General features: G+C 68.0%; 20 protein-coding genes. 13 read left to right on the top strand and 7 right to left on the bottom strand.

The annotated features are described in order from the left end of the window. The first annotated feature begins 43 nt into the window (after positions 1-43). Complete coding sequence (locus tag Pla175_RS21870; RefSeq protein ID WP_145290659.1) at positions 44-943, top strand: ion transporter; 900 nt, start codon at positions 44-46, stop codon at positions 941-943. A 50-nt stretch (positions 944-993) separates the two neighbouring features. On the opposite strand, the gene Pla175_RS21875 is transcribed toward Pla175_RS21870, so the two are convergent. Further along, the gene (locus Pla175_RS21875) at positions 994-2856 is read right to left on the bottom strand and encodes a DUF5060 domain-containing protein (RefSeq protein WP_145290662.1); all 1863 of its coding nucleotides are present in this window, start codon (positions 2854-2856) and stop codon (positions 994-996) included. Positions 2857-3393: 537 nt separating this feature from the next. On the opposite strand from Pla175_RS21875, the gene Pla175_RS21880 reads away from it, so the two are divergent. The 10 genes from Pla175_RS21880 to Pla175_RS21925 all read left to right on the top strand — a co-directional run bounded on the left by Pla175_RS21880 (position 3394) and on the right by Pla175_RS21925 (position 14529). After that, complete coding sequence (locus Pla175_RS21880; RefSeq protein ID WP_145290666.1) at positions 3394-3888, top strand: RrF2 family transcriptional regulator; 495 nt, start codon at positions 3394-3396, stop codon at positions 3886-3888. A gap of 70 nt (positions 3889-3958) precedes the next feature. Then, positions 3959-6358 carry a cytochrome-c oxidase, cbb3-type subunit I gene (ccoN, locus tag Pla175_RS21885; RefSeq protein ID WP_145290669.1) on the top strand — a complete coding sequence of 800 codons (2400 nt, stop codon included), beginning with the start codon at positions 3959-3961 and terminating at the stop codon, positions 6356-6358. Continuing rightward, positions 6355-6570, top strand: coding sequence for a cbb3-type cytochrome oxidase subunit 3 (locus Pla175_RS21890; RefSeq protein WP_145290672.1), 216 nt, complete (start codon positions 6355-6357; stop codon positions 6568-6570). The genes ccoN and Pla175_RS21890 overlap by 4 nt, the downstream gene beginning before the upstream one ends. A gap of 104 nt (positions 6571-6674) precedes the next feature. Next, on the top strand, positions 6675-7283 hold the full coding sequence (locus Pla175_RS21895; protein ID WP_145290675.1) for a cbb3-type cytochrome c oxidase N-terminal domain-containing protein: 609 nt from the start codon (positions 6675-6677) through the stop codon (positions 7281-7283). Between the two features lie 245 nt (positions 7284-7528). After that, positions 7529-8944 (top strand): cytochrome c oxidase accessory protein CcoG, encoded by a 1416-nt coding sequence (gene ccoG, locus Pla175_RS21900; RefSeq protein ID WP_145290678.1) that lies wholly within the window; start codon positions 7529-7531, stop codon positions 8942-8944. Between the two features lie 66 nt (positions 8945-9010). Then, entirely contained in the window at positions 9011-9589 is a 579-nt protein-coding gene (locus tag Pla175_RS21905; RefSeq protein ID WP_145290682.1) for a FixH family protein, read from the top strand. After that, positions 9586-10380, top strand: a complete 795-nt coding sequence (locus Pla175_RS21910; RefSeq protein WP_145290687.1) for a sulfite exporter TauE/SafE family protein — start codon at positions 9586-9588, stop codon at positions 10378-10380. The genes Pla175_RS21905 and Pla175_RS21910 overlap by 4 nt, the downstream gene beginning before the upstream one ends. Next, a complete protein-coding gene (locus Pla175_RS21915; protein ID WP_145290690.1) occupies positions 10377-12866 on the top strand; it encodes a heavy metal translocating P-type ATPase in 2490 nt (829 codons plus the stop codon). The genes Pla175_RS21910 and Pla175_RS21915 overlap by 4 nt, the downstream gene beginning before the upstream one ends. A gap of 1 nt (position 12867) precedes the next feature. Then, the gene (ccoS, locus tag Pla175_RS21920; protein WP_145290694.1) at positions 12868-13032 is read left to right on the top strand and encodes a cbb3-type cytochrome oxidase assembly protein CcoS; all 165 of its coding nucleotides are present in this window, start codon (positions 12868-12870) and stop codon (positions 13030-13032) included. 90 nt (positions 13033-13122) lie between these two features. Further along, positions 13123-14529, top strand: coding sequence for a PhoPQ-activated pathogenicity-related family protein (locus Pla175_RS21925; RefSeq protein ID WP_145290698.1), 1407 nt, complete (start codon positions 13123-13125; stop codon positions 14527-14529). A 393-nt stretch (positions 14530-14922) separates the two neighbouring features. Here Pla175_RS21925 and Pla175_RS21930 read toward each other — a convergent pair whose 3' ends face one another. Continuing rightward, positions 14923-16098 (bottom strand): AraC family transcriptional regulator, encoded by a 1176-nt coding sequence (locus tag Pla175_RS21930; protein WP_145290702.1) that lies wholly within the window; start codon positions 16096-16098, stop codon positions 14923-14925. A 146-nt stretch (positions 16099-16244) separates the two neighbouring features. On the opposite strand from Pla175_RS21930, the gene Pla175_RS21935 reads away from it, so the two are divergent. Both Pla175_RS21935 and Pla175_RS21940 read left to right on the top strand, forming a co-directional pair. Continuing rightward, on the top strand, positions 16245-17651 hold the full coding sequence (locus Pla175_RS21935) for a glycoside hydrolase family 27 protein (protein WP_145290705.1): 1407 nt from the start codon (positions 16245-16247) through the stop codon (positions 17649-17651). A gap of 53 nt (positions 17652-17704) precedes the next feature. Then, complete coding sequence (locus Pla175_RS21940; protein WP_145290709.1) at positions 17705-18052, top strand: DNA-binding response regulator; 348 nt, start codon at positions 17705-17707, stop codon at positions 18050-18052. A gap of 12 nt (positions 18053-18064) precedes the next feature. Here the strand turns inward: Pla175_RS21940 and Pla175_RS21945 are convergent, their stop codons facing one another. The 5 genes from Pla175_RS21945 to Pla175_RS21965 form a co-directional block, all read right to left on the bottom strand. After that, positions 18065-19240: a hypothetical protein gene (locus tag Pla175_RS21945; protein WP_145290712.1), complete on the bottom strand. Its 1176-nt coding sequence runs from the start codon at positions 19238-19240 to the stop codon at positions 18065-18067. A gap of 225 nt (positions 19241-19465) precedes the next feature. Then, positions 19466-19672, bottom strand: coding sequence for a DNA gyrase inhibitor YacG (locus Pla175_RS21950; RefSeq protein ID WP_145290715.1), 207 nt, complete (start codon positions 19670-19672; stop codon positions 19466-19468). Further along, positions 19669-20001: an FmdB family zinc ribbon protein gene (locus Pla175_RS21955; RefSeq protein ID WP_145290718.1), complete on the bottom strand. Its 333-nt coding sequence runs from the start codon at positions 19999-20001 to the stop codon at positions 19669-19671. The genes Pla175_RS21950 and Pla175_RS21955 overlap by 4 nt, the downstream gene beginning before the upstream one ends. Positions 20002-20149: 148 nt before the next feature. Further along, a complete protein-coding gene (gene xerC / locus Pla175_RS21960) occupies positions 20150-21049 on the bottom strand; it encodes a tyrosine recombinase XerC (RefSeq protein ID WP_145290723.1) in 900 nt (299 codons plus the stop codon). 199 nt (positions 21050-21248) lie between these two features. Beyond that, positions 21249-21488 carry a hypothetical protein gene (locus Pla175_RS21965; protein WP_145290726.1) on the bottom strand — a complete coding sequence of 80 codons (240 nt, stop codon included), beginning with the start codon at positions 21486-21488 and terminating at the stop codon, positions 21249-21251. Between the last annotated feature and the right edge of the window lie 7 nt (positions 21489-21495).

Raw genomic sequence — 21495 nt, forward strand, 5'->3', positions numbered from 1 at the left:
GTGAGACCCGTTCCGCACGCCCGTACCTACCCCGCCCGCTGGCATGACGACCCCTCAGACACGCACCCCCCCGCCCGCCGCAATCCGCCCCGGCCCGGCGCCGTGGCAGCGACGCTTTTACGAGGTGATCTTCGAGGCCGACACCCCGGCCGGCAAAACGTTCGACGTGGCGCTGCTGGCGTTGATCCTGCTGAGCGTCGCGGTGGTGATGCTCGAGAGCGTCGACAACGCCACGCTCGGCGAGATGCACCCGCGGCTCCGCGCGTGGCTTCGCGGCATCGAGTGGGGGATTACCGTGCTGTTCACGCTGGAGTACCTGGCCCGCATCGCCTGCGTGGCCCGGCCGTCGCGCTACGTGCTGAGCTTCTTCGGCCTGGTCGACCTGCTGGCCGTGCTGCCCACCTACCTGGGCCTGTTCGTCAGCGGCACCCACGTGCTGGCCACGGTCCGCACGCTGCGGCTGCTGCGGGTGTTCCGCGTCTTCAAGATGGGCCAGCACGTCTCCGAGGCCAACGCGTTGCTGAAGGCCCTGCGGCGCACGTGGCCCAAGATCACGGTCTTCTTGTCGGTGATCTTCTGCGCCATCGTGATCCTGGGGACGGTGATGTACCTGATCGAGCGCGACCATGGGAGCGGTTTCGACAGCATCCCGCGCAGCGTCTACTGGGCGATCGTGACGATGACCACCGTCGGCTACGGCGACATTGCGCCACGGACGATCGCCGGGCAGTCGCTGGCCGCGGTGATCATGCTGTTCGGCTACGCGATCATCATCGTGCCGACGGGCCTGTTCAGCGCCGAAGTCATGAACTACGCCCGCCCCCCCGCCGGCCCGCCCCCCGGCGCGCGGACGTGCCCCCGCTGCGACGCGGCCCGCCACGACGCCGAGGCGCGCTACTGCAACCGATGCGGCGAGCGGCTGGGCGAGCCCGCGGCCGATTGATATGGATTCGTAGCCGGCGCCGCGATGCCCCTATCGGCCGCCGCGTCTGCTTATTGCCGTCGCACCACCACCAACCAGTCCTGGTCAACCAGCGAGGGGGGGCTCCCGAGAGCGACGCTGCTCCCGCCGGCTGCGCTCTGCCGGCTTCCGACACGCAGTTGGCCGCCGCCGCGGGGATCGAACCACTTGATGGTGAACGCGCCATTGACGCCCGTCAGGTCGAGGTCCGCTGACCCCCCGTCCGGCAAGTAGACCAGATACAACTGGTCCGGCTTGGCGAGGCAGTACCGCGTGTTCTGGTCCTCTGGATTGCCGACGAGCGCGTTGGCGTTGTGCATCTCCCAGAAGGGAATGTGCTGGTCGGAGAAAAAATCGTGCGCCGCGCGTGCGTAGCCCCACGTCTTTTCCCGGCTACGCCAGTCTTCGCAGACGATGTCGTTCTGCGGGTGCACATACCCGAAGTAGTATTCCACCCCCGCCCCGCCGGCCATCAGTGTCCCCCACAACGCGTACTTGCGAAGATCATCGATCGATGGCCCCTGAGATTGTTCGTATCCTCCATAGCCCGGGTCGGGTGGAGTGCCGAAGCTACCGAGGTCTTGTTCGTCGTTCGCCACTACCCAAGGCTTGCCCGCTTGTTCGGACTGCTTGACCCAGTGCAGGACGAAGCGGTGCGTATCCATTAAGTCGCGGGTCTGAATCGACGCGCCGGTCAGCTCCGACTGGGACCCGATCAGCCCGCCATAAGTCCGCAAATGGCCGGGCCACGCGCCCGTGGTGTGGGTGACGATCAGGTGGTGGTACGGATCGGTCTGGGCGATGTACGCCGCCATGTCGCGTTGCTGCTGCACGGACTGCGTGTTCTCTTCGCCAAGGTTCCAGTTGAGCGCCAACAGTTGAGCGTAGCGCGCAATGAGTTCTCGCAGGTACAGCTTCCGCTCCGGACCTAGCTCGCCGGCGTCCATCGACACGTTGTCCGAGTCGCGGGCGCCCGAGTTCTCGTGCTCGCTCAGCTTGAAGTGCAGGTACATCCCCTGCTGCTGGCCGTGCGCGAACACGATCCCCCATTGGTCAAGCTTTGAGCAGTCGTAGTGCAGCTTGTCGTCGCGGTCGACAAACGGCCAGACGTTGTCGCCGTCGCCCCCCGCGTTGTAGGTCAAGAACGAAAAGACGTTCATCCCACGGCCGCTGAGGTAGTTGATCGCGCCGATCAGCCCCTTGCCCTTGCCGTCCTTCCACGTCGGGTCGCCGGAACGCCAATCGCGCACGTGCGGGCCCCAGGTCTTCAGGGGCCCTCGCTTTGGCTTGCGCGTCTGGGTGTTGTCGAAGTCGACGTAGGCCAGCAGCGTCTCCGGCGCGTCGGCCCCGAACTTGAGGAAGTACTGCTTGGAACCGGCGAACTGTTGGAAGTGTTTGCCCACGTACTGGAGCCGGCCTTGAGCGCGTAGGTCGCGCCCCTGCTTGTCGGTCGGAGCGATGTTGAAGCTCCCAGCTAAGCCGTCGAGCCCCTCGATAGGCGCCCCTTCGCCGCCGATCGCCACGTGCTTGCCGCGAAGGAACGAGACCTTGTAGTTCCACAGGCCGGTCTTGTCCGGCGACAGGTGCGCCCGCCACTTGTTGCCCGAGACGGCGCTCGACTCGGCCGCGTTTCCATCGGCGGCAAAGTAGCCGGGAACCCTGTAGCTGGGGCTGCCGCTCTCGTGGGTGAACGTGACGTCCAGCGCGTAGTCGGTGAAGGGGTTGGGGTCGTCATCGGTTTCGCTGGCCGTTGGCCCGTCGATGGTGAGCGTAACGGGCCCCCACTGGGTCAGCTCGCCAGACACCAAAACCGTAGCGGCGGCGTGAACGATCGGCGTGCTTGAGACCAGCGTGATCCACGCCAACGTCAACGCCGCGGAGGTCTTCTTGTTCATACGGTTGCCTTGAAGGTGATCTAGGGTTACGTGCCCGAGAGGCGCCGGGCCAAAACCGGGCCGGGACGCAATGGCGCTTCAATGGAGGAGTAGACTGGTGGCCGATGTGGGCCCCAGCAGCGGCCGATTGTAATGCGGCTCGAAGCCGTTGAACACGCGCAAGCGCGCGGCCAAACAGGCACTTTCGCTTTGACGCCCTGAGAGTTCTTTCAGGAGGGGCGCGATACGTGGCGGATGAACCCAACTAGCGATCAAGTGAGTCGCCCCTCCTCCGCGACCTCCCGAGCCGCTCACGTAGGCTGAGCTCGTTGAGCAGGGTCCGATTACTAGCGAGGGCGGTTTGGGGGATCGCTTTAAGCTAGGCGTTGCGAATGAGATCGAGCGGGGCAGGTCACCATCGGCAAGGCAATTAAGGACAAAAATGTCCACTTGACTCCTTGCGACCCGTGGCCCATATTGTGACTAACCGGATGCTTAAGTCCTTAATTCGACCAGAACGCGGTTATCCCCTCGAAAAGGCCATTTCTGCGAGTGTCTATGTCTGTTTCCCAAACCGCCGAGTACGCCTTGCGGTCGGTCGTCTGGCTGGCCCAGAACCCGGGTGAGCCGCAGACGACCCAGCAACTGGCGGATGGCACGCGGGTATCCGTAAGCTACCTCCCCAAGGTGCTACAGCCGCTGGGGAGGGCTGGGATCCTTACCAGTCAGCGGGGCATCAACGGCGGCTACTCGCTGGACCGCGACCCCGAGAGCCTGAACGTGCTGGAGGTGATCAACTGTGTCGACCCGATCCAGCGGATCCACCGCTGCCCGCTAAAACTGGCGACACACGTCGGCGGGCTTTGCCCGCTGCACCAGATGCTGGACGAAGCGCTGGGCGACCTCCAGCGACGCTTCGCCGAGACTACCATCGCCGAGCTGCTGCGACGCAACACCGGCCTGAAGCCGCTGTGCGATTCGGCGTCCGCGGGGTTGTTTGAGTTGTCCGCGGCGCCCGCCGCCGGCGGGCCCAAGGCTCAGCGTAGCGACTAGCGACGACCCCCCTGCCCCACGCGACTATCTCCCCCCTGAACAACGTTCCTACCGAAGGTTCATCCCGACTATGGCCGCCGAACCCGCCGCCAGCGAGTTGCCTGTATCCGACCTGACCGAAGCGACCCGCCCGGCGACGCCGGGGCTGGAGCGGTTTAGCTACGACGACCAGATCGTGCGGATGTTCATGACCGCCACGCTCATCTGGGGCATGGTGGGCTTCGCCGCCGGCATGCTGCTGGCGCTCGAGCTGCCGTTCCCCAGCATCAACGGCGGGATCGAGTGGATCACCTTCGGTCGGCTCCGCCCGCTGCACACCAACGCGGTGATTTTTGCGTTCGCGGGGAACGGCATCTTCGCGGCCATCTACTACTCCACGCAGCGGCTCTGCCGGGCGCGGATGTGGAGCGACCGGCTCGGCCGGCTGCACTTCTGGGGGTGGCAGGCGATCATCGTCTCGGCCGCGCTGACGCTGCCGTTCGGCATCACGCAGAGCAAAGAGTATGCGGAGCTGGAGTGGCCCATCGACATCGCCATCGCGGTGGTGTGGGCCGGGTTCTTCGGCGTGAACTTCTTCATGACGCTGGTCAACCGCCGCGAGCGGCACATGTACGTGGCGCTGTGGTTCTACATCGCCACGATCGTCACGGTGGCGGTGCTGCACATTTTCAACAACCTGTGGGTGCCGATCCTCTCGCCCACGATGATCAAGAGCTACCCGATCTACGCGGGCGTGCAGGACGCGATGATGCAGTGGTGGTACGGCCACAACGCGGTGGCGTTCTTCCTCACCACGCCGTTCCTGGGGCTGATGTACTACTTCCTGCCCAAGGCGGCGGAGCGGCCGATCTTCAGCTACCGGCTCAGCATTTTGCACTTCTGGTCGCTGGTGTTTATCTACATCTGGGCCGGCCCTCACCACCTGCACTACACGGCCATTCCTGAGTGGGCGCAGACGCTGGGGATGGTGTTCAGCGTGATGCTGTGGATGCCGAGCTGGGGGGGCATGATCAACGGCCTGCTCACGCTGCGGGGCGCCTGGAGCAAGGTGACTACGGACCCGGTGCTGAAGTTCTTCGTGGTCGGCATCACGTTCTACGGCATGGCGACCTTCGAGGGGCCGCTGCTGTCCATCAAGAGCGTCAACGCCCTGAGCCACTATACGGACTGGGGCATCGCCCACGTCCACTCCGGCGCCCTGGGGTGGAACGGGTTCATGATCTTCGGCATGTGCTACTGGCTGGCGCCGCGGCTGTTTCAGACCAAGCTCTACAGTCAGTCGCTGGCCGGCACGCACTTCTGGATCTCAACGGTGGGCATCTTGGTGTACGTGCTCCCGCTGTACGTGGCCGGCATCATGCAGGGGCTGATGTGGGGCGCCATGACCCCCACGGGCCAGCTCGCCTACCCCGACTTTGTGGAGACGACCCAGGCGATCATCCCGATGTACTACCTGCGGGCCATCGGCGGCAGCCTGTACATCGTCGGCTCCGCGATCGGCTGCTGGAACTTCTACAAGACGTGGCAAAACCGCCCGGCCGAGTACCACGTGCCGGTCTACGAGGCGCCGGCGCTGCGGCACGTGGCGTTCACGCCAGAGACGCCCCCCGAGTCGGACCTGCGGGCGGTCACGGACTACGCCCGCACGCTCGACGTCTTCTCCACCATGTGGTGGCACCGGGTGTGGGAGCGGAAGCCGATCAAGTTCACGCTGCTCACCACGCTGGCGGTAGCGGTGGCGTCGCTGCTGGAGCTGGTGCCGACGTTCGTCATCCGCTCGAACGTGCCGACCATTTCAACGGTCACCCCCTACACGCCGCTGGAGCTGACGGGGCGCGACATCTTTGTCGCCGAGGGCTGCTACAACTGCCACTCGCAGATGATCCGCCCGACCGTGGCAGAGACCAAGCGGTACGGCGAGTACAGCAAGCCGGGCGAGAGCGTGTACGACCACCCGTTCCAGTGGGGATCGCGGCGGATCGGGCCCGACCTGGCCCGCGAGGGTGGCAAGCAGAGCTACCAGTGGCACGTGCTGCACTTCCGCAACCCGGACGACCTGAACAAGGGCTCCATCATGCCGGCCTACCCCTGGCTGATGCGGAAGGAGCTGGACTTTGAGTCGGCGCCGTTGCGGATCGGGGCCATGCAGACCCTGGGGGTTCCTTACCCGATGTACGAGGGCAACCAACGCGACGACGCCAAGCTGGACGCCGAGGCGCAGGCCCAGCAGATCGCCGCGGAGTTTGTGCAGCAGAACGGCGGGCCCTACCGCGACCTGCAGGGGCGCGAGTACGACCTGGCGGACAAGCAAATCGTGGCGCTGCTGGCGTTCTTGCAACGGGTGGGGACCGACCTGTTCAAGGCGCCGGTCGCCGGCGAAGAAGCCGCCGCGCCAACCGATGCGGCGGCCGCGGCAGCTCCGGCCAGCACGCAACAAAGTTCTATCCGGAGCGCGGGGGACCACTCGTGAATCACACCATCCTTGCCCAACTCAATCTGGCGCCTTTCGCCGTGACGGGGCTCGTGGTCTTCGTGACGGTGTTCTTGGGGGTGGTGGCATGGACGCTCACCCGCCGGAAGAAGCAGGTTGATCGGTGGGCTCGGCTCCCCCTCTCCGACGAGGACGAGCCTTCCGAGCCACACACAACCAGCAAAGGTTTGCCCACGAATACGCGCGAATAAGCGCAAAGAGTAGCCGTTGAGAAGCAGGGCTATCTCCGGGCTATCCGAGTCATCCGTGGTCCCCTTCGATCTAAAAAACGTTTGCAACTACGAGGAACGCCGCCATGGCAGCACCCGATCAACCCGCCGACGACCCGCTCACGGGACACTCCTACGACGGCATCCAAGAGTACGACAACCCAACGCCCGGGTGGTGGAACGCCATCTTCATCGGCACCATCCTGTTCGCGCCGGTGTACGCCATCTGGTTCCACTCCGCCAACGCCAGCAACACCGTAGCGGACAGCTATCAGTCGGCCCTGGCGGCCAACATGCGGCTGCAGTTCGGCGAGATCGGCACGCTGGAGCCGGACGAGGCGACCATCCTCACCTACATGAACAAGCCCGACTGGCTGAAGGTAGGCGCCGTGACGTTCGCCTCGAACTGCGCGTCGTGCCACGGCCGCGAGGGGGAAGGGGTCTCCGGCCCCAACATGACCGACGACCGCTACCTGAACGTCAAGACGATCGAAGACATCGCCAAGGTGATCCGCGAGGGCGCCAAGAACGGCGCCATGCCGGCCTGGGGCAACCGCCTGCACCCGAACGAGGTCGTGCTGGCCGCGGCGTACGTCGCCTCGCTGCGTGGCAAGAACCTGCCGAGCGCGCGGCTGGCCGAGGGGAATGAAATCCCGCCGTGGCCGGCGGCGCCGGTAGCCGCGGAATCGAACTAGTTAACCACGGAGCCACGGAGAGCGCAGCGACTAGCGCAGAAACTACGGACGATAGCCACAAAAAGGCACGAGAAAGCACAAAGAGCGATGCCGGCGAACCGCGTTGGGTGATGCGGAGCGGATTCGCCTCAATGCTTTTCCTTACTTTCTTCTCTTTGTGCCTTCTTGTGCCTTTTTGTGGAAAACTTCATTCCTCCGTCGCTCACTGCGTCCTCCGTGGCTAATCGCTAAACAAGAATCCACGCATGGCCATCAACCAACACCTGCCGGTGCTCCCTTCCGAGGGACGCGTGCTCTCGACGCTGGAAAGCGACGGCAGCCGGCGTTGGCTCTACCCGAAGCTCTCGACGGGGCGGTTCTGGGTGCGGCGGCGCGTGGCGGCCTACGCCCTGATCGTCCTCTACACGGCGCTTCCGTTCATCAAGATCGGCGGCCGGCCGGCGGTGCAGCTCGACCTGTGGAACAGCCGGTTCGCGTTGTTCGGGCTGGAGTTCCGCCCCACCGACCTCGAGCTGCTGGCCGTCTTCGGGCTGATCGTGTTCCTCAGCATCTTCTTCGCCACGGCCATCTTCGGCCGGGTGTGGTGCGGCTGGGGCTGCCCGCAGACCGTTTACCTGGAGTACGTCTTCCGGCCCATCGAGCGGCTCTTCACCGGCACGACGGGCCGCGGGGGCAAACCGAAGAAGCAGGTCGCCGCGTGGCGCAAGGCGGCCATGTACGGGGTCTTCCTCTTGATCTGCTGGCACCTGGCGAACACCTTCCTGGCCTACTTCGTGGGGGTCGACGCGCTGCACCACTGGATCTGGAGCGAGCCGCCGTGGCGTCACCCGGGGGCGTTTGCGCTGGTGATGTTTGTCACCGGGCTGATGCTGTTCGACTTCTGCTACTGGCGTGAACAGCTCTGCATCATCGGCTGCCCCTACGGCCGCTTCCAGTCGGTGCTGCTCGACCGTTCGAGCCTGGTCGTGGGGTACGACCCCCAGCGCGGCGAGCCGCGTGGCCACGGCCGCGACCGTCAGGAGAAGGGGCTGGGAGACTGCGTCGCGTGCGGCCTGTGTGTGGACGTCTGCCCCACCGGCATCGACATCCGCGACGGCCTGCAGATGGAGTGCGTCAACTGCACGCAGTGCATCGACGCCTGCGACGCGGTGATGGACACCGTCGGCCTGCCCCGCGGGCTGATCCGCTACAGCTCGCAGGCGGCGCTCGAGGGCCAGCCGACCCGGCTGGCGCGGCCGCGCGTGCTGATCTACTCCGGGTTGATCGCCGCCCTGTGCGTGCTGCTGATCGTCATGCTCGCCAACCGGCAAGCGATGGACGTGACCCTGCTGCGCGGGCTCGGCCGGCCGTTTGTGGTGACGCCCGCCGGCGAGGTCGAGAACATGGTCCGGCTCAAGCTGGTCAACCGCACCGACGAGGCGCGGACCTACCGCGTCGAAGCAGCCGCGCCCGAGTCGCTGCGGATCAACGACGCCCGCGAGCTCTCGCTCGCGGCCGGCGAGTCGGTCACCGAGCCGCTCCACCTGCTGGCGCCGAGCGGGGCGTTCGCCCAACGCGGCGGCACGCTGCCGGTGCGGCTGCGGGTGGTCGACAGCGCAGGAGAACAGGTGGAGAGCGACTACCTGCTGTTCGGCCCCGCATCGCCAAACCCCGGCGGCTAACCGGCGCCCCAGGCGAGCCGTCGGCGTCAGCCGCCGGTGCTTTCCACTCCAATCCCCAACCGACCGATGACCCCCAACCCCACAACCGCACCCCTTGGTCCCACCGACTGGGCGCACGTGCGCTGGCCCGCGATCGTCATTGCGCTCTTGGCCGGCCACGCGCTGCTGGTCACCGGCGCCCTGGTGCTCTCGTCGACATTGATCCCCGCGGCCTCAATCGCCCCGTCGGGCTACGCCGAGGCGCTCCGCTGGGACGACCTACAAGCCGAGCGCGCCGCTAGCGCCCGGCTGGGTTGGACCGCTACGGTCACCCCCGCCCCCCAGGCCGACCTGATGGGGCGCCGCCCGATCGAGATCGTGCTGCTAGACGCCGAGGGCGCCCCGGTGGAAGGGGCGATGCTCGACGTGGCGCTCTACCACTACGCCAAGGCCGACCAGCCGGTCGCGTTCCGCGCGGGCCCCTCCGATGCGGCCGGGAGGGTGGTCGCGGCGCCGCCGCTGCGTCGCGCGGGCCAGTGGCGTCTGACCGCCGTCGTCCAGCGGGGCGCCGATCGGCTGCTGATAGAGACCGACGTCTGGGCGCCCGAGCCGGGCCTGGCCCAACCCACCGCGGCCAACACGCTTCCGGGAGGGCCGATCCGATGACGCCGATGTTGATCGCCGTGCTCTCGGCGAGCCTGCTCGGCTCGCTGCACTGCGCGGGCATGTGCGGCCCGTTCTGCGGCATCGCGGTCAGCGGGGGCCGGTCGGCCCGCTCCGCGGCAATGCTGCACGCCGCCTACCACGGCGGGCGGCTCGTCACGTACGCGCTGGTCGGCATGGCCGCGGGCGCCGCGGGGGCGCTGCTCGACCTTGCGTCGACCCTCGCCGGCTTGCAGCCCATCGCGCTGGCGCTGGCCGGCGGGATGATGGTGCTGTTCGGGCTGGCCGAGGTCGCCCGGCTGCGCAACTGGCAGACCCGGTTTGCTAGGTTTGGGCACTGGCGCCCCCCGGCGGCTTGGGGGCGGCTGATCCAACGGGGTCAGCGGTTCGCTGCGCGGCGCAGCGCGCTGCCCCGGGCGCTGTCCATCGGGCTGCTGACCACGCTGCTGCCGTGCGGCTGGCTCTACGCGTTCGTCGTCACCGCGGCCGGCGCCGGCGGCCCGCTGCAGGGCGCGGCGGTGATGGCGGCTTTCTGGCTCGGCACGCTGCCGGTGATGCTGACTCTGGGGATCGGCGTCCGCAGGCTCGCCGGCGTGCTGGGCGATCGTTTGCCGCTGGCCACCGCAGCGGCGCTCATCGCCGTGGGGATGGTCACGCTCTCCGGCCGGCTCACGATCTCTGCCGAAGCGCTCGCGCAACAAGTCACCGTCGAGGCGCCCTCTGCGGCGGGCCAGGCGCCCGACCCCAACACGCTCCCGCCCTGCTGCCGCGAACCCCAGCCCGAGGCGCCATGAGCACCGCCTCACTGGAACCCGAAGCGCCGCCCACCGCGCCCGCGCCGGTATGCGACCACTGCGGCTTGAAGGTCCCCACGGCGCTGTTTGAACCCGACGCCCCGCAGCAGTTCTGCTGCGGCGGCTGCCAGATGGCGTACGAGACCATCCGCGGCTGCGGCCTGGAAGACTACTACGCGATGCGCGACCGCTTCGCCCAGCAGCGCCACGCCGCCAGCGGGGCACGCCGCCGCTACGCCGCCTACGACTCCGAGGCCTTCCTCGCCAAGCACGCCGTCCAGACCCCCAACGGCCTGCGGGCGATCGAGCTGCGGCTCGAAGGGGTGCACTGCGCCGCTTGCGTGTGGCTGGTCGAGCGGCTGCCGCGGGTCGTGCCCGGTGTCGTGGAAGCGAGACTGACGCTCGGCGCCTCCAGGGCTCGGGTGGTGTGGGACCCGCAGCAGGCGAACCTCTCGACCATCGCCGCGGCGCTCGACCACCTGGGCTACGCCCCCCACCCGGCACGCGACGCTTCGGCACGCGCCGTCCGCAACGCGGCGGAGCGTCGCCGGCTGGTGAACCTGGCCATCGCCGGCGCGCTGGCGGGCAACAACATGCTGATCGCGGTGGCGCTGTACGCCGGGGTCTTCGAAGGGATTGAGCCGCAGTTCGTGCGGCTCTTCCGCTGGCTCAGCCTGGCGATCGGCTGGCTCTCGCTCGTGTGGCCCGGCGCCGTGTTCTTCCGCGGCGCGTGGGCCGGCTGGCGGGTGCGGGCCGCGAACCTCGACCAGCCGATCGCCCTGGCGCTGGGGGTCGGCGCGCTGGCGGGCACGGCCAACGTGCTGCTCGACCGCGGCGAGGTCTACTTCGATTCGCTCAGCACGCTGGTCTTCTTGCTGCTGGTGGGCCGCTTCCTGCAGGCCAGGCAGCAACGCTGGGCCGAAGAAGCGGTCGGCCTGCTGACCTCGATGACCCCCGACACGTGCCGCGTGGTGCGCGACGGCCTCGTACTGGACGAGTCGGTCGAGGCGCTCACCCCCGGCGATGCCGTCGAGGTCCGGCCGGGCGAGCTGTTCCCGGCCGACGGCCGCGTGCTGTCGGGCGCCTCGGCGGTCGACCAGTCGCTGCTGACCGGCGAAACGCTGCCGACGCCGGTCGCCGCGGGAGACGGGGTGTGCGCCGGCGCCCAGAACATCGCCGCGACGCTGCGCGTGAGGGTCGGCGCCGTGGGCGAGGCGACCCGAGTCGCCGGGCTGGTGCGGATGGTCGAGGCGGGCCTGGCCGCCAAGCCCCCGATCGTCGAGTTCGCCGACCGCGTGGCGGGCTGGTTCGTGGCCGCCGTCGCGGTGCTCGCGACGCTCAACTTCATCTGCTGGTGGGGGGCCGCGGGCCTGGCGCCCGCGATCGACACCAGCGTGGCGCTGCTGATCGTCGCGTGCCCCTGCGCGTTGGGGCTGGCCACGCCGCTGACCATGGCGGTCGCCATCGCACGCGGGTCCAAGCAAGGGATGCTCATCAAGAGCGCGGCCGTGCTGCAGCGGCTCGCGGGGGTCCGTCCCGCGTCGCCCGGCGTGCTGCTGCTCGACAAGACCGGCACGCTCACCCGCGGCGACCTGCGGCTCGAGGCCTACAGCGGCGACGCGGCGCTGCGGCGCTGGGTCGCCGCGCTCGAAGCAGAATCAAACCATCCGATCGCCGTGGCGCTGCAGCGGGCGTTCGGGCCCGTCGACCCCGCAAACGTGCAGGCGATCCAAGACCGCACCGAACGCCACGGCTTTGGCGTCAGTGGGCTGGCGCCGGTCGGAACGCTGCTGGTCGGATCGCCGCGGTACGCCAGCGAGCTTGGCGTGCGGATGGCGCCAGAGATCGAAGCGGCGATTGAGCTCGGCCAAGAGCGTGGGCACACCGTCGTTGTCATCGCGGTGGAAGGCGCCGCGGCCGGCGTCGTCTGGCTGAGCGACCGGCTGCACGAAGAGGCTGCCGCCGGGGTCGCTTGGCTCGTAGACGCCGGCTGGCAGGCCCAGATCATCTCGGGCGACGCCCAGGGCCCCGTGCGGCAGGCGGCCCGCTGCATGGGCCTCCCCCCCTCGGCCGCCCACGGCGAGGTTTCGCCGGAAGAGAAGCTGGCCCGGGTCCGCGCCGCGGCCGCCGGCCCCGGCGCCCCCGCCGTGATGATGGTGGGCGACGGCGTCAACGACGCCGCAGCGCTCGCCGCGGCAGACATCGGCGTCGCCGTGCACGGCGGCGCCGAGGCGTCGCTGGCCGCGGCGGACGTCTACCTCACCGAGCCGGGCGTGGGGGCGCTGGTCGAGCTGGTGCAGATCGGCCGGCAGACGATGCGCGTGGCGCGCCGGAACCTGGCCATCTCGCTCTGCTACAACGCGCTGGCGGTCACGCTCGCCGCGGCGGGGCTCATCACGCCGCTGGTCGCCGCGCTGCTAATGCCCGCGAGTTCTGCTACCGTGCTGGCGTCGGCGGTTGGCTTTCAGCGACGGCCCAGGGGCTAGCATGTCCGTAGTGTTTCTCATGGCGCCCATCGCCCTGCTGCTGGCCGCGGCCGCGGTCGCGGCGTTCATCTGGGCCGCCCGCGACGGCCAGTTCGACGACACCCAGACCCCGTCGCACCGGATGCTGTTCGACGACCAGGAAGAGCCGCACGACCCCCGGGCGTAGCTCTGGCTGTCGCGGAGGCCGGGGGCCGGTTAGCCTGACGTCGTCCGCGGGGCGCCCCGCGGCGCTGCAGGCCCCGCCGGACCCCCCACAATGCTCGTTCGTTTCCTCTTGGCCGCGGCGCTGCTCTGCTCGCCCGGGGCCGCCACCGCAAAGCCCCGCATGGCCGTCGATGCTCGCACCCCGCTGGACAAGTACTGCGCGCAGCCCGACCCCGCGTTTGCCTGGGAGGTGGTCCATCGGGTCGAGACCCCGACCCACCGCACGCTAATCGTCCTGCTGACCTCACAACGCTGGCGCACCGCCAGCGAGGTGAGCCGCACCGAGTGGCGGCACTGGCTGTCGATCGTCGTGCCCAACGAGGCAGAGTCCGACACGGCGTTGCTGTTCATCACCGGCGGGTCGAACGAAGAAGCCCCCCCCGTGGAGGCCGAAGGCCGGATTGTGGGGGCGGCGCTTGCTACCCGCTCGGTGGTGGCCGAGCTGCGGACAGTGCCCAACCAGCCGCTGAAGCTGCTCACCAGCGACCAGCCAGACCGACCGCGTTCTGAGGACGACCTGCTGGCCGCAAGCTGGGTGGAGTTCATGGAAACCGACGACCCGACCTGGCTGGCCCAACTGCCGATGGCCAAGTCGGCCGTGGCGGCGATGACCGCCGTGCAGCAGGCGGTGGCGGCCGAGGCCAGATCCGCGGGGCGGCCGACCCCCGCGATCGCTCGTTTCACCGTGGCGGGGGCGTCTAAGCGGGGATGGACCACGTGGCTCACCGCGGCGGTAGACGACCGCGTTGCAGCGATCGCGCCGATCGTGATCGACGTGCTCAACATCGAGCCCTCGATGCGGCACCACCAGGCGTGCTACGGCGAGTACTCCCAAGCGCTAAAGGACTACGAGGGCCAGGGCCTGGCCGACCGGCTCTCGTCTCCGGCCGGCGCGGCGATCCGGGCGATCGTCGACCCGTACGCCTACCGCGACCGGCTGTCGCTGCCCAAGTGCGTGATCAACGCGTCGGGGGACGAGTTTTTCCTCCCCGACTCGTCCCGCTTCTACTTCGACGACCTGCCGGGCGAGAAGCTGCTGGCCTGTACCCCCAACACGGGGCACTCGCTAGCGGGGACCGATGCGCTAGACACCCTGGCAGCGTTTCACGCCTCGGTGGCCCACAACCTGCCGAGGCCGACCGTCACGTGGCAATCGGCGTTCGACGCGCCGGTGCACACGGTGCGTTGTTCGTTCCCCCCGACCGAGGCGGTGCTGTGGCGGGCGGTGAACCCCAGCGGGCGCGACTTCCGCAAGCCGGTGGTCGGCGACGCGTTCAAGGCCACGCCGCTCGAACCCGACGCCGACGGCGCCTACCGCGTGCCGATCGAGGCGCCCCCCGAGGGCTTCTCGGCCGCGTTTGCGCGGTTCACGTTCGACATCGGCGCGGGGGTCCCGCTCCGCGTGTCGACCCCCGTTTGGGTGGCGCCCGACGTCGAGCCATTCGCCAAGCAGCCCTAGGCCGGCCGCGCCGGACAGGCGGCTAAAAATCGCCGGTGCATCCTGCGCCGCTTGCCGGATAATGGGGCCGGGGCGCCTAGTGCGTGGCGTGGCGCCCGGGGGGCCGATCCCGTGCTGGAAGACCGGTGCGGGGTTTTGTCCTGCTGGTGTCCGCTCGGCTTGGCGGACGTGTCCGATCGGTGGGGGGTTTTGTCCGCTACGACCAGCGGATCGGCCCCTCCTGGGGTCCGGATACCCGCAGCACGCCCACGCCGCTGCGTTAAATCGCGTGTTTTTTGCAAGGGGGACCGGGTTTTGTCCGAAAACGCGCGCAGGAAACACCGGACAAAAGGACAAAAAGCACGCCGGGCCTCGGCGGGGCTGCGTGGCGGCCCGGCGTCGCCGTGGCGGAGCTCAGACGCGGATCGTCGCCCGGTAACGCTGCGGGGTCAGCCCCAGGCGTTGCCGGAAGACCTGGATCAGGTACGACGCCGCGCCGTAGCCGGCCAGCTCGGCCACCTTCGGCACGGAGTAGTCGGTCTCCTCCAGCAGCCGGCGGGCGTGGTCGAACCGCACCCGCTGGATCTCGCCGTGGATGGTGCGTCCTACCTCTTTGCGGAAGGCGATCTCCAGGTTCCTCCGCGAGAGGGAGACGTGGGCAGCGACCTCGTCGACATTCACGCCGTGGGCGTGGTTGGCGCGGATAAACGCCAGCGACTCCGCGACGTCGCGGTTGTCCAGCGCGATCACGTCGGTCGAGCGCCGGGTCACCACGTGCAACGGCTGCACCACGATCGCCAGGTTCTTCTGGCCGCGGGTTTCGCCGCGCATCATCTTGTCGAGCAGCGCCGCGGTTTCGTAACCCCCGGTGACGCCGTTCCAGGCGACGCTCGACAGGGGGGGAACGGAGAGGTCGCAGTAGAGGTCGTCGTTGTCGACGCCGACCACGGCGACTTCTTCGGGGGTCATCACGCCGGCCAGCCGGCACGCGTCGAGCACCTCGCGGCCGCGGTCGTCGTTGCAGGCCATGATGCCGATCGGCTTGGGGAGCTGCTTGATCCAGTCGGCCAGCCGTTGGCGTTCGCGGTCCCAAACGCGGTCGGACTTTCGGGCGGGGATTGGGTAGACCAGCGTCTCAAAACCGGCCTCGCTGATCGCGGCGCGGAACCCTTGTTCGCGGGCGGTCGACCAGGCGCGGTCTCCCATCCCCACAAAGCCGTAGTGGCGGAAGTGGCGTTCGAGCAGGTGTTCTGCGGCAAGCTTGGCGGCCTGCTCGGAGTCTCCGGCGTGTTCGGCGCAGCAGTCAAGCGGCAGCTCGTTGGCCACCTGCCAGTCGCGGAGCCCCAGCACGATGGTGGGGACGTTCGCCTCGACCACCAGTCGATGGATCCGCTTGTTCACCAGCCGGGTGATGATGCCGTCGACCTGCTGGGCGCTGAAGTCGGCCGTAGCCTGCTCGAAGTCGCCGGGGGTCATCTGGAAGCTCCAGGGCCCGTGCAGACGGGCGTACTGGGCCACGCCCAGCAGGAGCTGCCGCCCGTACTCTCGGGCGGTCTCCACCAGCAACGCCACGTTGGGATTTCGCTTCATCGGACGTTGTTTCCTGTTTCCTCCGGACCGGGCCGTAACACCTCAAAAAGTACGCCGGCGCCGCTGCACGACGCCTCACGTTTGGTTATAACGGGGGAATCGCGGAATATCGCATTTCTATTTAGCTTTTCCACAGGACTCGTTCGATGCACCGATGCAGCTACCCGTATGTGCTCTTTACTATCGTCGTTTTTCCCGTGCTGGCAATCGCTGATCCAGCGGGGCCTGTGGCGCAGCGCCCCCCCATGGGCTGGAACAGCTTTGACAGCTATGACTGTCGGATCAACGAACACCAGTTCCGCGGCGTGGTCGACTGGCTCGCCGATCGCATGGCGCCGCTGGGGTACGAGTACGCGGTGATCGACTACATCTGGTTCAACCCCAACCCGGGCGCGTGGGACAACCCCGAGCGCCGCCTGGGCCACCCCAACCTCCGCCTAGACGCCCAGGGCCGGCCGGTGGAGCGGCTCACGCTCGACCGCTGGGGCCGCCCGCTGCCTTCAGTGGAGCGCTTCCCGTCCGCCGAGGGGGGCAAGGGCTTTGGGCCCATCGCAGACTATGTTCACGGCAAGGGGATGAAGTTCGGCATCCACATCATGCGCGGCATCCCGCGTCAGGCGTACTACGACGACCTGCCGATCAAAGGGACCGACACCACCGCACGCGACATCGCCGAGCCGTTCGACACGTGCGAGTGGTGCAACAACATGTACGGGGTCGACCCGTCGAAGCCCGGCGCGCAGGCCTACTACGATTCGTTGATGGAGTTGTACGCCTCCTGGGGGGTCGACTTTATCAAAGCAGACGACACCATGTACCCGCCGTACCACGCAGGTGAGATCGAGATGATGCGTAAGGCGATCGACAAGTGCGGCCGGCCGATGGTGTTGAGCCTCTCGTGCGGCGAGGCCCCGCTGTCGCGCGCGCGCCACCTGGTCCAGAACGCCAACATGTGGCGCGTGTCGGCCGATTTTTGGGACAACTGGCAGAGCCTGGAGCACAGCTTCGACCTGCTGGGAGCGTGGAGCGGCTGGGCCGGCCCCGGCCACTGGCCCGACGCAGACATGCTGCCGGTGGGCCATATCTCGCTGGGGGGCCGGCCGCACGGCCCCGACCGTCAGAGCCAGTTCACGCCGGACGAGCACCGCACGCTGATGACGCTGTGGTGCGTCGCCCGCAGCCCGCTGATGTGGGGGGGCGATCCGCTGACTTCCTCGGAGGAGTCGATCGCCTACCTGACCAACGCCGACCTGCTGCACGTCAATCAGCACACGACCGATAACCGCGAGGTTTTCCACGAATCGCAGAAGGCGTGCTGGGTAGCCGCCGACGAAGCGTCGGGCGACCGCTACGTGGCGCTCTTCAACCTCGGCGAAACGCCGGCGAAAGTCGCCCTCGACCTGGAACGCGAATCGCTCCGCGGGACCTACCGCGTACGCGACCTGTGGGAGCGTCGCGATCTGCCGAACGCATCCAAACGCGTTTCCGCGACGCTCCCGCCGCACGGCGCGGCGATGCTTCGTCTCTCGCCCGCCGAGACCACTGACCCCTAGTTCGCCCCCCCGGAGTTTCGCACTCAACCCGGCGACGGGAGAGAGGCGCAATCATGCCGATCCTACTGGTATCTACCGACCTGATGGTCGCCTCGCAATTGGAAGGGGCCGCCCGCGCGGCCGGGGAGACGCTCGTGGCGGCCCCGCCCGCCCGGGCCGTGGCGAGCGTCGCCGAACGCGGGCCGCGGCTGGCGATTATCGATCTGGCCGCCGTTGAAGACTGCGCGACGCTGGTCGCGGCGCTTCGAGCCGTGCTGCCCGAGGACGCCCGCATCGTTGCGTTCGGTCCGCACGTGCACACCGCACGCCTCGATGCGGCCCGCGCGGCGGGTTGCGATCAGGTGCTGACGCGAGGCCAGTTCCTGCAACGCCCCGGGCCTGTGCTGAGCGGCCCCGCCTAGGAGGCAGTGGTGCTACGCCCGGTCGCCGCCGTCGTTGCCTGGACCGTCGTCTCCCGGAACGTTGTCGCCAGCATCGCCGGCGTCAGCGATGTCTTCGATCACGTCGGAAACCATCCCTTCGGCCGCGGCCCCGTCGATCGCCGCGGCGTCGAGCGGGTCTTCTTCCAATGAAACCTCGTCCAACTGGCGGCCGTCGATGTCGCGGCGGAGCAGCAGGTAGATCGCCGTGGCGGACGTGAAGAGGTACGCGTGGTAGTAGGAACGAATCAACAGCAAGTAGGCGTCCTTCCAGAACGGCACGATGGCGACCGGCCGGGCGTCTTGCGACGCGTAGGTACTCGGCCCGGTGAACGACAGCAGCGACTGGGTCCACGCGGGCGCCATCGCCAGCAGCTCGATCAGCACGCCGCCGATGACCCCTAGGATCGCGGCAAACGCGACGTACCACAGCAACCGCAGCGGGCGTTGGTAGACGTAGCCGTAGGCGCAACTCACGGCGTCGAACGCGTCTGCGTCCTCCACCGCCAGTGACGCCGACATCAGCGGCCAGCCGATCATCAGCCCGATAGCCATCACCCCGACCAGGAGGCTCCAAACCAACAAGGCGGGCCACCCCAACGCAACCAGCGGCGCCAACCACGCCACCCCCAACAGCAGCCCCGCCAGCAGGACCGGGGCCGCAATCAACACGACCCCGGCCAGGCACATCAGCGGCGCCGAAGCGGCGCTCGGCCAACGGGCCACGGCGTAGCGGAACGCGGCGAGGGGATCGGGCGACTCAAACCGGGTGAGCCAGAGCGCGGTGATGCGGCTGATCGCCAGACCGAAGAGAGACCAAACAATGATCCGCCAAACGCCGATCAACACCTCCCGCAGCGACGCAGCGTGGTTTGCCACACGCCAGAAGGGCTCAACAAACGCCCACCAGGCGCCCGCGAGCCCAGACGCGGCGTTGCTGACCAAGTGGGCCGGGAAGGGAGCCGCTTCGACGACCTGCGCGGCCGGCTCCGCCGGCGGCCCCAGCAACGCGTCGCCGGCCCACACGCCCGCGACAACCATCAGGCTAGCAACCCACCCCAAAGCCAACACGCGTCCCCGCAGCGTCCCCTGGAGCGCACGCACCAGCAGCAGCCACGGCAGCACAGAAGGCCAATCAACTTCGCGGAGCTCGTCTCGGGGTGGCCGCATGTCGTCGTGGGGTTGGTTCGCCGGGTCGGGCCGCCGAGTGTAACCCGCCCAGGGCCGGGAGGCTACGCGGGCCTAGCCGGCAAGGCGGCGCCCCCGCCGGCCAACCGGCAGGAAGGAGTCGCGAGCAGAGCGTCAAAACGCTAAGCTCAACCTGCACGGAATGTGATAAGTCTTGGTCCAGCAACGCGTTACTCAAATCCTTGGAGCCGTCGCAATACCGCCCCGCTAAGAAAGCAAGTCTTCTGGCTCTTCGTCGGCGTCCGGGTCTGGCACGGCCGGCAGCCCGTAGCCCTCATCGAGCCAGCGTCCCAGGTCGATTAGTTTGCAGCGCTGGCTGCAGAACGGGGGCGCCTCGGTCGTCGTGAGCGAGAACAAGCGGCCGCAGACAGGGCAATTGCGCTCGGCCGGCGCCGGCTGGGCGGGGTCGGTCATTTGTCGGATTTCGACGGGCCTTTCTTGGCTGCCGGCTTTGATTCGCTTTTGGCGGCGGGCTTGTCTGATTTCGACCCGGAGGACTTGGTGTCCGACTTGGCTTCGGACGATTTCTTGTCGCTTTCAGCCGCCTTTTTGTAGGAATCGCTGCGGTAGTCGGTGGTGTAAAAGCCCGATCCCTTGAACACGACCGCGGCGCCGGTGCCAAAAAGCCGTCGGAGCTTCTTCTTGCCGCACTCGGGGCACTTGGTCTTCACGGGCTCGGAAAAAGACTGGAACAGCTCGAACTCGTGTTCGCAGGCGTCGCAGACGTAGTCGTAGGTAGGCATCGCGGCTAGTTCTCGGAGGGGTCATACCCGCCAGGCGGTGACCCTACACTTTGCCCGAAAAGCGCCGCGCCGCCAAGACTTGCCTGCGGATAGACAGCGTTTTGCCGCGGAATCCGGTGTCGGGCTGTCCGTGCTCTCCCGTGCTGGTTCACCCCGCCCGCGGGTGGGCCCGTTCGTAGGCGGCCCGCAGGTTGGCCGTGCTGACGTGGGTATAAATCTGGGTCGTCACCAGGCTCTTGTGGCCGAGCAGCTCCTGCACGCTGCGGATGTCGGCGCCGCGGTCGAGAAGGTGCGTGGCGAAACTGTGCCGCAAAGTATGCGGCGACGTGCGTGCATCGAGCCCGGTTGCCCGCAGGTGCTTGTCGAGCGTTCTGGCGACACTGCGGGTGGTGATCCGCCGGCCGAACTTATTGGTGAATACCGGCGCCTCGGCGCCGGAGGGCGCCTTAGGCGAGAGCTTCCTGACGGCCAACCAATCGCGCAGCGCACGCGCGGCGAACGAGCCGACGGGCGCCAAACGCTCCTTGCGGCCCTTGCCGCGGACCCGCACGATGCCTTGCTCGAAGTCGAGGTCGCCGTCGCACAACCCGACCAGCTCGCTCACACGCAGCCCGGCCGAGTAGAGGGTCTCAAGCATGGCGCGGTCGCGCAGCCCGAACGGCTTGTCGATCTTTGGAGCGCCAAGCAGGCGCCCCACCTCTTCCGTCGACAGGTAGTGGGGCAGCTTCCGCGGCTTCCGTGGGTTGCGGACCGGAGCGGCGGGGTTGCTCGTCACCCAACCTTCTCGCTGCCCGAAACGGAAGAAACTACGGACGCTGGAGAGCTTCCTCGAGATCGACGTCTTGGCGAACTCGGCGTCGTGCAGCGCAGAGACAAAGCCGCGCAGGTCGAGCGGCGTGATCTGCGCAGGGGTCGGCGCACGGCCGTCGGCGTCCGTGAGATAGCCGGCGAGCGCGGCCAGGTCTTCACGGTACGCCTTGATGGTGTGGGGAGAGGCGCCCCGCTCGCTCTCGAGGCCGCGGAGGAATTGGGCGATCTCGCGTTGCATGGGGTGGGCTCTCCTCATCGCACGGTAGGCCGGAGCGAACAATGCGGAGCGTGGCGCAGTTCCGGCCGGCAGCGGAATCCCCGCGGCCGTGCCGGAACTGCACTCGCTTAGCTTGATTGCTCCGGCCTACGTCCCTCTCCCGGAAGGGGGGAGGGGAATACACGCGGCCTGCGGCCGCGTCATCTACTTAGGCCATGACTTACTCTTCACGTGCGTGCGTCTGCACGCTGGTGAAGCGGGGGACGGTGCGTTGGGTAGTCGATTCCTGGCGGACTTTCTTGCTCAAGACAGCGGCGTCGTACCACGAGAAGCTCAGCTCGGGGTTCGAAGCGCTGCGGCCGAGCGCGCGGAGCACCTCGGCTTGTTGCGAGTCGTCGTAGAGGAACACGTAGCGCTCGTTGCCTTTGACGAGCGCAAGGACATTGACATCCTCATTCACGGGGAGG

It is taken from the genome of Pirellulimonas nuda, from assembly GCF_007750855.1.
Classification (GTDB): domain Bacteria; phylum Planctomycetota; class Planctomycetia; order Pirellulales; family Lacipirellulaceae; genus Pirellulimonas; species Pirellulimonas nuda.

Coding starts and splice junctions, on each gene's coding strand:
- Pla175_RS21870 (WP_145290659.1), top strand. CDS start 44: ATGACGACCCCTCAGACACGCACCCCCCCGCCCGCCGCAATCCGCCCC.
- Pla175_RS21875 (WP_145290662.1), bottom strand. CDS start 2,856: ATGAACAAGAAGACCTCCGCGGCGTTGACGTTGGCGTGGATCACGCTG.
- Pla175_RS21880 (WP_145290666.1), top strand. CDS start 3,394: ATGTCTGTTTCCCAAACCGCCGAGTACGCCTTGCGGTCGGTCGTCTGG.
- ccoN (WP_145290669.1), top strand. CDS start 3,959: ATGGCCGCCGAACCCGCCGCCAGCGAGTTGCCTGTATCCGACCTGACC.
- Pla175_RS21895 (WP_145290675.1), top strand. CDS start 6,675: ATGGCAGCACCCGATCAACCCGCCGACGACCCGCTCACGGGACACTCC.
- ccoG (WP_145290678.1), top strand. CDS start 7,529: ATGGCCATCAACCAACACCTGCCGGTGCTCCCTTCCGAGGGACGCGTG.
- Pla175_RS21905 (WP_145290682.1), top strand. CDS start 9,011: ATGACCCCCAACCCCACAACCGCACCCCTTGGTCCCACCGACTGGGCG.
- Pla175_RS21910 (WP_145290687.1), top strand. CDS start 9,586: ATGACGCCGATGTTGATCGCCGTGCTCTCGGCGAGCCTGCTCGGCTCG.
- Pla175_RS21915 (WP_145290690.1), top strand. CDS start 10,377: ATGAGCACCGCCTCACTGGAACCCGAAGCGCCGCCCACCGCGCCCGCG.
- ccoS (WP_145290694.1), top strand. CDS start 12,868: ATGTCCGTAGTGTTTCTCATGGCGCCCATCGCCCTGCTGCTGGCCGCG.
- Pla175_RS21925 (WP_145290698.1), top strand. CDS start 13,123: ATGCTCGTTCGTTTCCTCTTGGCCGCGGCGCTGCTCTGCTCGCCCGGG.
- Pla175_RS21930 (WP_145290702.1), bottom strand. CDS start 16,098: ATGAAGCGAAATCCCAACGTGGCGTTGCTGGTGGAGACCGCCCGAGAG.
- Pla175_RS21935 (WP_145290705.1), top strand. CDS start 16,245: ATGCACCGATGCAGCTACCCGTATGTGCTCTTTACTATCGTCGTTTTT.
- Pla175_RS21940 (WP_145290709.1), top strand. CDS start 17,705: ATGCCGATCCTACTGGTATCTACCGACCTGATGGTCGCCTCGCAATTG.
- Pla175_RS21945 (WP_145290712.1), bottom strand. CDS start 19,240: ATGCGGCCACCCCGAGACGAGCTCCGCGAAGTTGATTGGCCTTCTGTG.
- Pla175_RS21950 (WP_145290715.1), bottom strand. CDS start 19,672: ATGACCGACCCCGCCCAGCCGGCGCCGGCCGAGCGCAATTGCCCTGTC.
- Pla175_RS21955 (WP_145290718.1), bottom strand. CDS start 20,001: ATGCCTACCTACGACTACGTCTGCGACGCCTGCGAACACGAGTTCGAG.
- xerC (WP_145290723.1), bottom strand. CDS start 21,049: ATGCAACGCGAGATCGCCCAATTCCTCCGCGGCCTCGAGAGCGAGCGG.